The sequence below is a fragment of the Mangrovihabitans endophyticus genome, assembly GCF_014646155.1.
In the GTDB taxonomy this organism is placed as follows: Bacteria; Actinomycetota; Actinomycetes; order Mycobacteriales; family Micromonosporaceae; genus Actinoplanes; species Actinoplanes endophyticus.
Genome location: NZ_BMMX01000027.1, coordinates 40,915 through 54,398, shown reverse-complemented (window position 1 = coordinate 54,398; position 13,484 = coordinate 40,915). Strand labels below are relative to the sequence as shown.

General features: G+C 72.3%; 9 protein-coding genes. 2 read left to right on the top strand and 7 right to left on the bottom strand.

Translation table 11 applies throughout. The annotated features are described in order from the left end of the window. Positions 1-7: 7 nt before the first annotated feature. The 3 genes from IEY73_RS23600 to IEY73_RS23590 form a co-directional block, all read right to left on the bottom strand. Positions 8-2,047, bottom strand: coding sequence for a bifunctional copper resistance protein CopD/cytochrome c oxidase assembly protein (locus tag IEY73_RS23600; protein WP_189081483.1), 2,040 nt, complete (start codon positions 2,045-2,047; stop codon positions 8-10). 192 nt (positions 2,048-2,239) lie between these two features. Further along, positions 2,240-4,294 carry a serine/threonine-protein kinase gene (locus IEY73_RS23595; protein ID WP_189081482.1) on the bottom strand — a complete coding sequence of 685 codons (2,055 nt, stop codon included), beginning with the start codon at positions 4,292-4,294 and terminating at the stop codon, positions 2,240-2,242. 420 nt (positions 4,295-4,714) lie between these two features. Beyond that, the gene (locus IEY73_RS23590) at positions 4,715-7,162 is read right to left on the bottom strand and encodes a phosphoketolase family protein (protein ID WP_444543381.1); all 2,448 of its coding nucleotides are present in this window, start codon (positions 7,160-7,162) and stop codon (positions 4,715-4,717) included. A gap of 160 nt (positions 7,163-7,322) precedes the next feature. Between IEY73_RS23590 and IEY73_RS23585 the strand changes: the two genes are divergently transcribed. After that, positions 7,323-8,744: a ferredoxin reductase family protein gene (locus IEY73_RS23585; protein WP_189081481.1), complete on the top strand. Its 1,422-nt coding sequence runs from the start codon at positions 7,323-7,325 to the stop codon at positions 8,742-8,744. Positions 8,745-8,773: 29 nt separating this feature from the next. Next, on the top strand, positions 8,774-9,385 hold the full coding sequence (locus tag IEY73_RS23580; RefSeq protein WP_189081480.1) for an FMN-binding protein: 612 nt from the start codon (positions 8,774-8,776) through the stop codon (positions 9,383-9,385). A 167-nt stretch (positions 9,386-9,552) separates the two neighbouring features. Here IEY73_RS23580 and IEY73_RS23575 read toward each other — a convergent pair whose 3' ends face one another. From IEY73_RS23575 to IEY73_RS23560, 4 genes are read right to left on the bottom strand one after another with little or no spacing between them, the layout of a single operon-like run. Beyond that, entirely contained in the window at positions 9,553-11,742 is a 2,190-nt protein-coding gene (locus IEY73_RS23575) for a chemotaxis protein CheA (RefSeq protein ID WP_189081479.1), read from the bottom strand. Then, positions 11,739-12,032, bottom strand: a complete 294-nt coding sequence (locus tag IEY73_RS23570; protein WP_189081478.1) for an STAS domain-containing protein — start codon at positions 12,030-12,032, stop codon at positions 11,739-11,741. Before IEY73_RS23570 ends, IEY73_RS23575 begins: the two co-directional genes overlap by 4 nt. Before the next feature lie 14 nt (positions 12,033-12,046). After that, on the bottom strand, positions 12,047-12,415 hold the full coding sequence (locus IEY73_RS23565; RefSeq protein WP_189081477.1) for a response regulator: 369 nt from the start codon (positions 12,413-12,415) through the stop codon (positions 12,047-12,049). A gap of 9 nt (positions 12,416-12,424) precedes the next feature. After that, complete coding sequence (locus IEY73_RS23560; RefSeq protein ID WP_189081476.1) at positions 12,425-13,462, bottom strand: methyl-accepting chemotaxis protein; 1,038 nt, start codon at positions 13,460-13,462, stop codon at positions 12,425-12,427. Positions 13,463-13,484: the final 22 nt, after the last annotated feature.

Genomic DNA, 13,484 nt, shown 5'->3' with positions numbered 1-13,484 from the left:
CGCCCACTCAGCCCGTACGGTCGGACGCGGCTCGCCGCTCCGGCACCGCCACGCCGGTGGCCCCCGGCCCGGCGGCCGCGGCGCGCCGGTCCTGCTCCGCCGCGGCGGCCAGGAAGGCGTTGTAGCGGGCCAGGTCGTCCTCCTCGCCGCGGGCCACCGCCCGGTCCGCCGCCCGGTCCAGCCGGGCCTGCTCCCGTTCGTCGGCGCGGATCCACTGGCGTACCAGAAGCAGCATGATCGCGGCCGCGGGCAACTCGCCGAACCCCCAGGCCAGGCCGGCGCCCAGCCGCTGGTCGGCGAGCAGGGACGAGGCCCAGGACGGGTGCACGGCGGTGTACCAGTCGGCCGCGATCACGGTGGTGGACTGCAGCAGCACGAACCCGAAGAACGCGTGCGCCACCATCGCCAGGAAGTGCACCAGGGTGAGCATCGCGGGCTGGATGCGCCGCCGCCCCGGGTCGACGCCGATCAGCACCCAGAACAGCAGATATCCGGCGAGCACGAAGTGCGTCAGCATGGCCAGGTGCCCGAGGTGGTAACGCATCAGCGTGCCCAGCAGACCGCCCATGTAGAGACCGAACAGGCTTGCCACATAGATGCCCAGCGCCACCGCGGGATGGCTGAGGAACCGCATGACCCGGCTGTGCAACGCGATCAGCAGCCATTCCCGTACGCCACGGGTCTGCCGGTCGGCCGGACGCCGCAGGGTCCGCAACGCCAGCGTCACCGGCGCGCCGCCGACCAGCAGGATGGGCACCGCCATGGACAGCACCATGTGCTGCACCATGTGGACGCTGAACAGCACGTACGCATACTTGGCCACGCCGAGATCGGTGATCGCGGCCAGCAACAGCATGCCGGCGAGCCAGGACACCGTGCGGCTCACCGGCCAGGGGTGGCCGGCCAGGCGCATCCGGCGCACGCCGGCCAGGTACGCGAGGACGCCGACGGCCACCACGGCCAGGAAGAACAAGTCCGGCAGCGGGTCGCCGATCATCCGCAACGCGGTGGGCGGGCCGGGCATGTCGAATCCGAGCAGCTCCACCAGCGGGTCCGGGGCCACCGGGTTCTGCGGCACCGGCGTGGGGCTGCGGGACAGGGCGGCGGCCAGCCCCACGGCCGACCCGAGCAGGACCAGTTCCCCGGCGGCCAGGCGCAGGAAGGCGCGCGGTGCGCCGGAGCGCAGCGCGGGCAGGGTGCGCCGCCGGTGCAGCGCGCCGATCACCCCGGCGGCCAGCAGCGCCAGCACCTTGCCCAGCACCAGCAGCCCGTACCGGGACGTCAGCAACGGCGCCCAGGCACCCAGCCGGACCGCGGCGTTGGCCGCGCCGCTGGCCGCGGTCGCGACGAAGCAGGCGAGGGCGAGGCGGCTGTACCGTGCGGCGGCGTCGGCGAGGCGCTGATGCCGGCGCACCGCGACCAGTCCGGCCAGGCCGCCCACCCACAGCGACGCGGAGAGCACATGAATGGCCAGGCTGGTGACCGCGATCTGGTGGTTGCCGGCGCCCGCCGAGTGCCCGGTGAAGGCGGGTGGAAGGAGCGCCACCACGGACAGCCCGGCGACGGTCGCGGCCAGGCCCCGGCCGGTGCCGGCCCGGCTCAGCACGGCGATCAGCACGGCCAGCCCGGCCTGCAGGAGAAGGGCCTGACCCTGCGCGATGGAGAACGCGAACCCGGCCAGCGCGGTCGTGCTCAGCCCCGACGGCGGCACGGCCAGCACGTCGGACACGGTGACAACGATCAGCGCGAGCGCCACGACGGCCCAGCTCAGCGCGAGCCAGGTGGTACGGCGCAGCAGCAGCCAGCCGTACGCGGATACGCTGCGCCCGTCGCCGGGCAGCAGAAACGCGGCGGTGATCGCAGCGCCGACGGTGAGCACTCCGAGCAGGGTGGCGACGAGGGTGAGCACGGGCAGCGTCCACTCGGTGACGGCGCCCGGGCTGGGGATGCCGGGCAGCTCGGCGTCGTCGACGGCGCCGCCGAACACCAGGGCGGCGAGCATCACCGCGAACGCGGCCCCCGCGACGGCCACCGGCAGGGCACGCATCCGGACACGCAAAGCCCAGCCTCCTCGATCAGAACGCCAGGCAGTCGCTGCGCGGCTACGAAAAGTTCCCGACGCCGCCATTTTCGCAGCCGAGTCACCATCCCCGGTACGCCGGGGGCCTACCCGGTTCAGCCGGAACCGCGCTACCGTGCGCCGGGCCGAACCGGACCGCGCTGCCGCGCGCCCGGGATGTCAGACCGAGCTGCTGGAGGAGGTCGTGGGCTGCGGCGCCGCGGTGGTCGTCGCGGGCTCGGAAGCGTCCGCTGAGGGCGCGTCCGGCTGCGGCTGGGTCGGCCCGGACGCCTCGGTGTCGGTGCCCGTGTCGCCGGAGTCGCCGGTGCCCGAACCGCCAGAACCGGAACCGCCAGAACCGGAACCGCCGGCGTCCGTGCCGCCGGAACCGGAACCGCCACCTGAGCCTTCCGTACCGGTGTCACCGGAACCGGCGTCACCCGTACCGGTGTCACCGGAGCCGGCGTCACCCGTACCGGAATCGCCCGAGCCGGAGCCGCCGCCCGAACCCGCGCCACCGGAACCGGAGTCACCCGAGCCCGAGCCTCCCGAGCCGGAATCCCCGGAACCCGCGTCACCCGGCGGTGTGGTGGACTCACTCGGCGAGGGGGTGCCGGAGCCGCCGCTCGGCGTCGCGGACGGGGAGGAGTCCTCCGACGGGGTGGCGCTGGGCTTCGGATCGGCCGGCTTCGTCGTCTTCGCCGGGGACCCGCGGCGGGTGGTCTCGGTCTTGCGGGCCGGGCGGTCCGCCTGGTTCGCGGTGCCGGAGGAATCGTCTGACGCGCCGCCACCGTTCCCACCCACCGGCAGCGGCGAGCCGGACACCTGCACCCGCGTGACGGCGCGGGCACAGGCGGTGCCGTCCACCGTGAAGTCGTCGGGCACGCCGTCGCCGTCCTTGTCGAAGGTGCCCTGCAGGGAGAGGGTGCGGGTGGCACCGGGGGCGAGCTCGTCGCGCGCGTTGAGCGTCACGCCGCGCTCGTGCTGCGACCACCCGGCGTCGGAGACCTCGGTGATGGTGTGCCCCTGCGGCACCTCGAAGTCGACGGACCAGTTGTCGAGCGGGTCCGCGCCGGTGTTGGTCACGGCCAGTTCGGCGGCGAAGGAGCCGTCCGGGTCGCGGTCACTGGTGTAGAGGGCCGCGCATCCGGCCTGGTCGGCCGGGTCCTGCTGGCCGGCCTCGGCGGCCTGCTCCGGCGAGCCGAGACCGATGGCCTGCGCCGCGAGCATGCCGAGCACCACCACGGCGGGTACCGAGGCGACCACCGCGACCCGGCGTGACCGGGCCCGCCAGCGGTGCCGGCGGTCCGGCGCGACGGCCGCGACCGGCGCACCAGCGGGCGAGGTGGGCGCGCCCACCGCGGCCGGGGGCGACACCGGAGCAGCCGCCGCGCGCAGCGCCGGCGCATCCGCGGCCGTGTGGACGGCCAGCGTCTCGCGCAGGATGCCGGCCACCTCCCCGGCGGACGGCCGCTCGCCGGGCGACTCGGCGAGGCACCGGCGGTGCAGCTCGACGAGCTCGGCGGGCAGGCCGGGCAGGTCCGGGAGCTGCGGCATCGGCTGCCGACGGCGCTGCGCCAGCATCTCGACGGCGTCCCCGGCAGGCCACGGCGGGCGGCCGGTGAGGCATTCGTGCAGGAGCAGGGCGAGCGCGTACACGTCGCCTTCGGGCAGCGCCGGGCCGTGCCCGATCTGCTCGGGTGGAAGGTACGCCGGGGTGCCCCAGACTCGGCCGGCGGCGTCGGCGGCGTCCTGGCCGGTGCTGGCGGCCACACCGAAGTCGACGACCTTGACGCCGGACTGCGGGAGCATCACGTTGCTCGGCTTGACGTCGCGGTGCACCAGTCCGTGCTCGTGCGCCGCGGCCAGCGCGTCCGCCACCTCGGCGCAGACCGTCGCGGCTTCCCGCCAGCCCAGGGCTCCGTCGCGGGCGATGCGAGTGGCCAGGGTGGGGCCGTCCACGAACTCCATCACCAGGAAGGGGACCTGGCGGCCGTCCTGCTCCGCCTCGCCGTAGTCGTGCACGCCGGCGATGTGCGGATGGCACAACTGGGCGGCGGAGAGCGCCTCGCGGTGCACCACTTCGCTGGAAGCGCCGTCGGAGGCGAGCTCCGGGGACAGGACCTTGACCGCCACCGTGCGGCGCAGCACCCGGTCGTGCGCACGCCACACGACCGCCATGCCGCCCTTGCCCACCGGCTTGTCCAGTTCGTAACGGCCGCCGAGTCGCCGCATCGTGTCGTCCCCTCGGTTGGTTCGAATGGCCCACCCTCTGCGTCTGGCGGCCGGTCGAGACGGACCGGCCGGGCCCTCCTGGTTCAGCTTCGGTACCCGAACACCCCGGGGGGAAACGACTTCTTCCGTGGACCGGCCCAGTTGTCAAGGAACTGTTATCCGCGCTGGTCGCCGGTCCGGGGACAAGCGCGGATCAGGCGCGGGACCGCATCGGTCCCGCGCCTGCCACGAGCCGACGTCGCGACCGAGGTGGCGCCTGCTCACGGGGAGGGAGAAAGCACCGCCATCGACGGCCGCGACATCTGAAAGAAAAGGATCTATGCCCGAGGTGGCGGACGTCACACGTTCCTGTGACAGCCATGTGACGGTTCGTGCCCGTCCCTCGCCCCGCCCCGGGAACGTCCCGGAGACGAGAACGATTCAGCCGCGTCCGGCCCAGTCGCCCAGCGACCAGTCCCGCACCTCCGGCATGTCCTCCAGGTGCTCCACCACATAGGTCTCGTGCCGGGCGAGCTGCGCCTCACACCACGCGTACAGGTCGGTGGCGCCGCGCGGCAGCCGCCGGGCGTTGTTGATCGTGTCCATCACCAGGTGGTAGCGGGAGGCCCGGTTGCGCACCGTCATGTCAAACGGGGTCGTGGTGGTGCCCTGCTCGATGAAGCCGCGCACCCGGAACCGGTCCGCGTCCGGGCGGCCGTGCACCAGTTGATGGATCGCCCCGGGGTAGCCGTGGAAGGCGAACACCACGTCCACCGTGTCGGTGAACAGCTCGGTGAACAGGGTCCCGCTCATGCCGTGCGGGTGGTCCTTCGGCCGGATCAGCGTCATCAGGTCGACCACGTTGACCACGCGCACGCGCAGGCCGGACAGCCGCTCCCGGAGGATCTGGGCTGCCGCCACGGTCTCCATCGTCACCACGTCGCCGGCGCAGGCCAGCACGATGTCCGGGTCGCTGCTGCCGTCGTCGGTGCCCGCCCACTCCCAGATGCCGGCCCCGCGGGCGCAGTGCTCGACCGCCTCGTCCATGGTCAGCCACTGGAGCTGCGGCTGCTTGTCGATGACGATCAGATTGACGTACGACCGGGAGCGCAGGCAGTGGTCGGCCACCGACAGCAGGGTGTTGGCGTCCGGGGGAAGGTAGACCCGGGCCACGTCGCCCCGCTGGGTCAGCACCACCTGGATGAGTCCCGGGCCCTGGTGCGAGAATCCGTTGTGGTCGTTGCGCCACGCGGTCGAGGTCAGCAGGATGTTCAAGCTCGGCACCTTGGCCCGCCAGTCCAGGTTCTTGGCCTCCTGCAGCCACTTGCCGTGCTGCACCGTCTGCGACGCGCTGACCATGGCGAACGCCTCGTACGTGGCGAACATGCCGTGCCGCCCGGTGAGCGTGTACCCCTCCAGCCAGCCGTGGCAGTTGTGTTCGGACAGCACCTCCATGACCCGTCCGTCCGGTCCGATCGCCACGTCGCCGTCCGTGACGCGTTCCATGAACGCGCGGTCCGAGGTCTCGAACACCGCGCCGAGCCGGTTGCTGTTGGTCTCGTCCGGGCAGAACAGCCGGAACGTGTCGGGGTTACGGGCGTAGACGTCGCGCAGGAGCTCGCCGAGCCGGCGGGTGGACTCGGCGCGTGACCGGGCCGGGGCGGCCACCTCCACCGCGTAGTCGCGGTAGTCCGGCAGGTCCAGGTCACGGGTCAGCACCCCACCGTTGGCCGACGGCGCGGCGCTCATCCGCAACTCGCCGGCCGGAGCCTGGTCGCGGATCAGCGGAACCGGCGCGCCGGAGGAGTCGAACAGCTCCTCCGGACGGTACGAACGCAGCCACTCTTCCAGCAGCGCCAAGTGGTCCGGATTGTCCCGCACCCCGGACAGCGGCACCTGGTGCGCGCGCCACGTGCCGGTCACCTGCACGCCGTCCACCCGCTCCGGACCGGTCCAGCCCTTCGGCGAACGCAGCACGATCAACGGCCAGCGTGGCCGGCCGCCGCCGACCGAACCGTCCTCGCCCGCGCTGCCGCCGCGGGCCGCCGCCTGGATCGCGCGGATCCGTCCCCACGCCTGGGCCAGCGCCGCCGCGAACCGCTGGTGCATCCCCGGCAGGTCGCCGCCCTCGACCTCGATGACCTGGTAGCCGTGCCCGTGCAGCAGCGCGCGAACCTCCTCCGGGTCCTTGCGCGCCAGCACCGTCGGGCCGGCGATCTTCGCGCCGTTGAGGTGCAGGACGGGCAGCACCGCCCCGTCACGGGCGGGGTTGAGGAAGGAGATGCCCTTCCACGAGCCCTCCAGCGGGCCGGTCTCCGCCTCGCCGTCGCCGACCACCGTGACGGCGAGCAGGTCGGGGTTGTCCATCACCGCGCCGAAGGCGTGCACCAGCACGTACCCGAGTTCGCCGCCCTCGTGGATCGAGCCGGGCGTGGTGACCGAGACGTGGCTGGGAATGCCGCCGGGCGCGGAGAACTGGCGGAACAGCCGCAGCATGCCCGGCTCGTCCTGGCTCACCGGTGGATAGATCTCGCTGTACGTGCCCTCCAGGTATCCGGCGGCGACCAGCGCCGGGCCGCCGTGCCCCGGGCCGGCGAGATAGACCGCCCGCTGCCCGGTGCGCCGGATGAGCCGCGAGACGTGCGCGTAGATGAAGGACAGGCCCGGGCTGGTGCCCCAGTGGCCGAGCAGCCGCGGCTTGATGTGCTCGGGCGCGAGCGGTTCCCGCAGCAAGGGGTTGGCCTGCAGGTAGATCTGGCCGATGGTGAGGTAGTTGTTCGCCCGCCACCAGGCGTGCAGCCCGGCGATCTCGGCGTCGTCCGGGGCGGCGAGCGCGCGCACCAGATCGTCGTCCTCCGCGATGGTCCGGTCATCCGAGACTGCGGTCACCGTGGCCCCTCTCCCCTGCTGCCTCAACGGTCGGGAGAATGGTAGGAGGCCGGGGCGCCCCCGCGCAGGGCCGAAGGGCCCGGATCACCCGGCCGGCGCGTACAGCAAACACACAGCTTGCGCGTATGCAGGACAAATGTCGGTGGCCGACAGTGATGACATGACGACGACAGTCGCCGGACCGGCCGCCGCGCCTCCGGTCACCGCCCGGCCGGCCCGCACGCCGGCGCCCACGCCCCGCTGGTGGGCCGACGCCGCGGGCTTTCTGGCCGGCCTCAGCCTGATCGTGGTGACCGCGCTGTGGGTGCGGGGCGGCGGCATTGCGCACCTCGGCGGGGGCGGCTGGAGCGCGGTCGAGGCGCTGGGCCGGCTCGCCGGGCTGTGGGCGTCGGACCTGATGCTTCTGCAGGTGTTCATGCTGGCCCGGATTCCGCTGGTGGAACGCGCGTACGGCCAGGACCGGCTGGCCCGCTGGCATCGCTGGACCGGGTTCACCTCGTTCCACCTGATGCTCGCCCACGTCGTGCTGATCACCCTCGGGTACGCCGCAGTGGTGCACGCCACCGTGCTGGCCCAGTTGTGGGACCTGATCGTGTCGTACCCGGGCATGCTGCTGGCCACGCTCGGCTTCGCCGCGCTGGTGATGGTCGTGGTCACGTCGGTGCGTGCGGCCCGGCGGCGGTTGCGGTACGAGTCGTGGCACCTGCTGCACCTGTACGCGTACCTGGGCGCCGGCCTGGCCCTGCCGCACCAGTTGTGGACCGGAGCGGATTTCGTCTCCTCCCCCGCGGCCCGGTTCTACTGGTGGGGTCTGTGGGCGCTGGCCGCCGCCGCGGTGCTCGGCTTCCGCGTGGTGCTGCCGTTGTGGCGCAGCGGACGACACCGCCTGACCGTCAGCCACGTGGTGCCCGAGGGTCCCGGCCTGACCTCGCTCTACCTGCGCGGGCGAGGGCTGGACCGGTTGCCGGTGCGGGCCGGGCAGTTCTTCCTGTGGCGCTTCCTGGACGGTCCCGGCTGGTCGCGGGCTCACCCGTACTCGCTGTCCGGGCCGCCGCGCGGCGACCTGCTGCGGATCACGGTCAAGGATCTCGGCGACGACAGCTCCCGGGTGGCCGCGTTGCGCCCCGGCGCCCGGGTGCTCGTGGAGGGCCCGTACGGCCGGCTCACCGGTGAGACGTACCGCGGCGGCCGGGTCACCATGCTCGCCTGCGGCATCGGGATCACGCCGCTGCTGGCCCTGCTCTGGGACCTGCGGTATCCGCCCGGCGCGGCCACCCTGGTCTACCGCGCCCGCACCGAGGCGGACCTGGCCTTCCGCACCGAGCTGGACTGGCTGGCGGCGCATCGCGGGGTGCGGCTGGTTTACCTGCTCGGCCCGCGCGCCGGTGACCGGCCGTCCTGGCTGCCCGCGCAGTACGCGGACAACACCGACGACGGCGCGCTGCGCCAGGTGGCGCCGGACATCGCCGCGCACGACCTGTACATCTGTGGCCCCACGGAGTGGACCGAGGCGGCACGGGCCGCCGCCCGCACCGCCGGGGTGCCGGCCGCGCACGTGCACACCGAACGATTCGCCTGGTAAACCGATCACTGGTAGCGGAGAACAACACAATGCGACGAATCACTCTGTGGCTGCTGTCCACCATCGCCGTGGTGGTGCTGGCCTTCAGCTATCGCACCAGCACCATGGGTGCGGGCGGATCGGGCACCGTGGCGGTGGCGGCCGGACCGTCGGACGCCGGTTCCGGCTCCACCGGTTCCAGCTCCACCGGTTCCGGCTCCACCTCGTCCAACGGCGACGGCGGCACGACCGGCGGCGGCGATTCCGGCAGCGCTGGGTCGTCCGGCACCTCCGGGTCGTCCGGCAGTTCCGGGACGGACGGCAGTTCCGGGACGGACGGGAACTCCGGGTCGTCCGGCTCGGGGACGGCCGGCTCGTCCGACGGCAGCGGCACCTATCAGGGCGACTCGGTGCAGACCCGGTGGGGCCCCGTGCAGGTGACGATCACCGTGTCCGGCGGCCGGATCACCGACGTCGCGGTGCCGGTCTATCCCAACGGCAACCACCGCGACCAGGAGATCAACGCGTACGCGCTACCGATGCTGCGGCAGGCGGCTCTCGACGCGCAGAGCGCCGACATCGACACGGTCTCGGGCGCCACCGTGACGTCCGACGGATACCGGGAGTCGCTGCAGTCCGCCATCGACGCGGCCAACCTGTAAGCCACCCACACCGCACCCGGACACGGCGCAACCGACCTGTCCGACCGCGATCCGCCCGGTCGGCCGATCTTGGAGAAAGTGGGACCGATAGGCGGCTTTAGAGGGCTTTTGTCCGCACGCAAAGTTCAAGATCGACGCGCGGCCGGCCCCGCGTGCCGCGCCGTTGGTCAGGCGTGTGCCGCCACCGCCTCGAACTGCCGTGCGCGCTCCCGGTCGCCGAAGCGGTGTACCAGGCCCGGCACGTCGATGATCAGCGCCACGTCGCCGGTGCCCAGGATCGTCGATCCGCCCACCCCGCGTACGTGTTCGAAGAGCGGACCCAGCGGCTTGATCACCGTCTGGAACTCGCCCATCAGGCTGTCCACCACCAGTCCGATCTTGGTGCCGGCGCTCTCCACCACCACGACGTTCTCCCGCTTGGGCTTGTCGCCGCCGAGCGCGAACGCCGACCCCAGCCGGACGAACGGCAGCACCTCGCCGCGCAGATCCATGCAGTTGCGGTCGGGTACGCCGGAGGGCAGCTCCACGCATTCCACCACCTGCTCCAGCGGGATCACGAACGAGGAACCGTGGACGCCGACCAGGAAACCGTCGATGATCGCCAGGGTCAGCGGCAGCCGGATCCGCAGGGTCGAGCCCTCGCCGCGGCGGCTGTCCACCTCGATCGTCCCGCGCAGCGCCTTCACGTTGCGCTTGACCACGTCCATGCCGACGCCACGCCCGGACAGGTCGGTGACCTGCGGCGCGGTGGAAAACCCCGGCTCGAAGATGAGGTCGTAGACCTCCGAGTCGGTGAGCGACGCCGATTCGTCCACCAGGCCGCGTTCCACCGCCTTGGCGAAGACCCTGTCCCGGTCGATGCCGCCGCCGTCGTCGGAGACCTCGATCACGATGCTGCCGGACTCGTGGTACGCGTTCAGGCGCAGCGTGCCGCGAGCCGGCTTACCGGCAGCCAGCCGCTGCTCCTGCGACTCGATGCCGTGGTCGACCGCGTTGCGCACCAGGTGCGTCAGCGGGTCGCCGATGCGCTCCACGAGCGCCTTGTCCACCTCGGTCTCACCGCCCGTGATGACCAGGGAGATGTCCTTGCCGAGGCTGGTGCTGACGTCACGCACCACCCGCTGGAACCGGGCGAAGGTGGTCCCGATGGGCACCATGCGCAACTGCATGGCGCTGTCGCGAACCTCCTCGACCAGGCGCATCATGTCGTCGACGGCTTCCAGCAGGCTGCCGTCGCGGGTCCGCTCGGCGCGTACGCTGGCCGCCGCACCCGCCACCACCAGCTCGCCGACCAGGTCGATGAGCCGATCCAGCCGGCTCGCGTCGACCCGGATGTTGCGGCCGTCGCGGGCGGCCTTGTCACCCTGGCCGCTCGCGGCCTTGTCACCCTGGCCGCTCGGGGCCGGGCGAGCGGCATCCGCCGTGGTGCTCGCCGCCTTCGACGCCGGCGCCGCGGGCGTGGCCGGCTCCGGCACCCCGCTCACCGCGTCCGCGATGGCGGTGGCCGCGTCGAGCACGGCCGCGTCGTCGAACGCGCCGAACTCGCGCAGGATCTCGGCGACGGCCGGGCCGGCGTCGCCGAACGAGTCGATGAGGTCCTGCCAGGCACCCGCCGGGGTGCCCGGGTTCAGCACCCGGATGTCGCCGTCGTCGGCGACGAACTCGAAGACCTCCTCGACGCGTTCGATCGGCTCCGCGGTGCGCACCTGCACCTGGAAGGCGAGATAGCACCGTTCCGGATCGACCGCGTCCGCCTCCGGCAGCAGGTCGTCGATCACCCGTACGCGTTGCACGGTGCCGAGGGTGGCCAGATAGTTGACGAACGACAGCGGGTCCATGCCGTCGCGCAGGGTGTCCGCGCCGAAGCGCAGGCTCAGGTGCACGTCCCGCTCGCCGGACGCGGCCCCGTCGGCCGCCGCCTCGGCGGCGTTCGCGCCGGATCCCGCTCCCCCGTTCTCGTCCACGAACGGCGCGAGGCGGGCCAGCAGCGCGTCCGTGGTGGCTTCCTGCTCGTCGGTGGCGTGTTCGGTGACTTCCGCGCCGTAGACCAGGTCGGCCAGGTGGTCCCGGCACGGCAGCAGCACCCCGATCAGCTCGGTGCTGACCTCGATCTCCCCGGAGCGCAGGCGCTCCAGCACCGCCTCCACGACGTGCGCGAACCGCACGATGTGGTCGAGACCGAACAGTCCCGCCGATCCCTTCACCGTGTGCGCCGCCCGGAACAGGGCGTTCACGTTCTCCTGCGGGTCGTCGGTGTCCTCGATGCCCAGCAGCAGGTGCTCCATCTCGTCCAGCAGGTCGCGGCATTCCACCACGAAGGTCTGCCGGGCGGCGAGCATTTCGGATTCGAAGGTCATGCGGTCTCCCCTTCCGCGGTGTCCCGGGCGGGATCCAGCCGCATGTCCAGCCGGGTCAGCGCGAGCAGCCGCGCCAGCGAGTCGCCGACGGCGGTCAACCGCAGCGGGCAGCCCCGGGCGGTGGCCTCCCGCTTGATCACCAGCAGCAGTTGCAGCCCCGCGGTGTCCACCTCGTCGATGGCGGAGAGGTCGAGTTCCAGTTCGCCGTCCTCGGGCAGTTCCGCCAGCAGCTCCGGCAGGCGTTCCGCCACGGTCTGCACGGTCAGGTCCCCGGCGTATGACAGTCCCATCTCAGGCCCCCCGGTCACGGCATGATGAGTTTGGACACCGCCGCGAGCATCTGCGGAGGCTGGAACGGTTTGACCACCCACGCCTTGGCCCCGGCCGCCTGCCCCTCGGCCTTCTTGGACTCCTGCGACTCGGTGGTGAGCATGATGATGGGGGTGAACTTGTAGGCCGGGAGCTTCTTCGCCTCCTTGACGAAGGTGATCCCGTCCATGTTCGGCATGTTCACGTCCGAGATGATCAGGTGCAGTTTGCGGCCGTCGAGCTTGCGCAGCGCGTCCGCGCCGTCCACCGCCTCGGCCACCTCATAGCCGGCCCCGCGCAGGGCGATGCCGACCACCTGACGCACCGACGCCGAGTCGTCCACCACGAGAATTGTCTTGGCCATCTGTCCCGCCTAGAAGAAGGTGATGTCTGACGATGCGACGCTGACCGGCGCGCCGGAACGATGGGTCGCCTGCTCCTCGACCATCGTGTAGCTGGAGGTGAGCTCGTGGAGGATGCGTGTGGTGTCCACCGGACGGGGGACGCCGCCGGGCGTCTGCGACAGTTCCTGGGACGTACGGTCGATGGAGTCCCGCAGGTGTTCCAGCGTCTGGGAAAGCCGGTCCTGGAACTGAAACTGGACCAGCGACTCCTCGATCTGCGACTTGATGCCTTCGGCGGCGCCGCCGAGCTCGGCCGACGAGCCGGTGATCCGGTCCACCAGCGCCCGCAGTTCGTCCAGCACCTGCGACACCTTGCCGTTGGCGTCGGCCACCGCGGCGATCTCCGCCTCGGCGTCCTGCTCGGCCGCGGTGCAGACGGCGCTGATCGCGTCGCCCACCTCGGACGCCTTCTGCCCGATGCGCTCGCTGGTGCTGCCGGACGACTCGGCAAGCTGGCGGATCTCCGAGGCCACCACGTTGAAGGCCCGTCCCGCCTCGCCGACCCGGGCCGCCTCGATGCCCGCGTTGAGCGCCAGCAGGTGCGTCTGCGCGGCGATGCGGCTGACCTCTTCGGTCATCGCGTGCAGTTCCTCGTTGCGCCCCAGCAGGTCACGCATCTCCTGGACGGCCTGCCGGCGCTTGGCCAGCGACTGTTCCAGCGACTCCACCACTTCGCCCAGCCGGTTGCGGCTGGTCAGGAACACGTCCATCTCGCCCTTGCCGCCGCCCGCGCGGGACGACGTGAGCGCCTGGTCGAGCAGTTGCACGATGCCGGCGAACCGGGCGATCAGCGACCCGATCGCCTCCTCCATCTGGGAGCGGGACGACTCGACGTGCGCTGACCACACCGGGCCCACCTCACTGCCGAGTTTGCCGACGCTGACCACGAACGGGTCCGCGCCGGACGCGTCGGCCGTCTCGGGGTGCGTCGCCGGCCGACGGCGGCCCAGCAGGAAGCCGACGGCCGCGCCGAGCAGCAGCGCGCTCACCACCCATACCGCGCTCATCGTGCTCCTCTCGATTCGGTGC

Bases quoted from the DNA above. Each gene is read 5' to 3' on its own strand.
- IEY73_RS23600 (WP_189081483.1), bottom strand. From the start codon at position 2,047: ATGCGTGCCCTGCCGGTGGCCGTCGCGGGGGCCGCGTTCGCGGTGATG.
- IEY73_RS23595 (WP_189081482.1), bottom strand. From the start codon at position 4,294: ATGCGGCGACTCGGCGGCCGTTACGAACTGGACAAGCCGGTGGGCAAG.
- IEY73_RS23585 (WP_189081481.1), top strand. From the start codon at position 7,323: ATGACGACGACAGTCGCCGGACCGGCCGCCGCGCCTCCGGTCACCGCC.
- IEY73_RS23580 (WP_189081480.1), top strand. From the start codon at position 8,774: ATGCGACGAATCACTCTGTGGCTGCTGTCCACCATCGCCGTGGTGGTG.
- IEY73_RS23575 (WP_189081479.1), bottom strand. From the start codon at position 11,742: ATGACCTTCGAATCCGAAATGCTCGCCGCCCGGCAGACCTTCGTGGTG.
- IEY73_RS23570 (WP_189081478.1), bottom strand. From the start codon at position 12,032: ATGGGACTGTCATACGCCGGGGACCTGACCGTGCAGACCGTGGCGGAA.
- IEY73_RS23565 (WP_189081477.1), bottom strand. From the start codon at position 12,415: ATGGCCAAGACAATTCTCGTGGTGGACGACTCGGCGTCGGTGCGTCAG.
- IEY73_RS23560 (WP_189081476.1), bottom strand. From the start codon at position 13,462: ATGAGCGCGGTATGGGTGGTGAGCGCGCTGCTGCTCGGCGCGGCCGTC.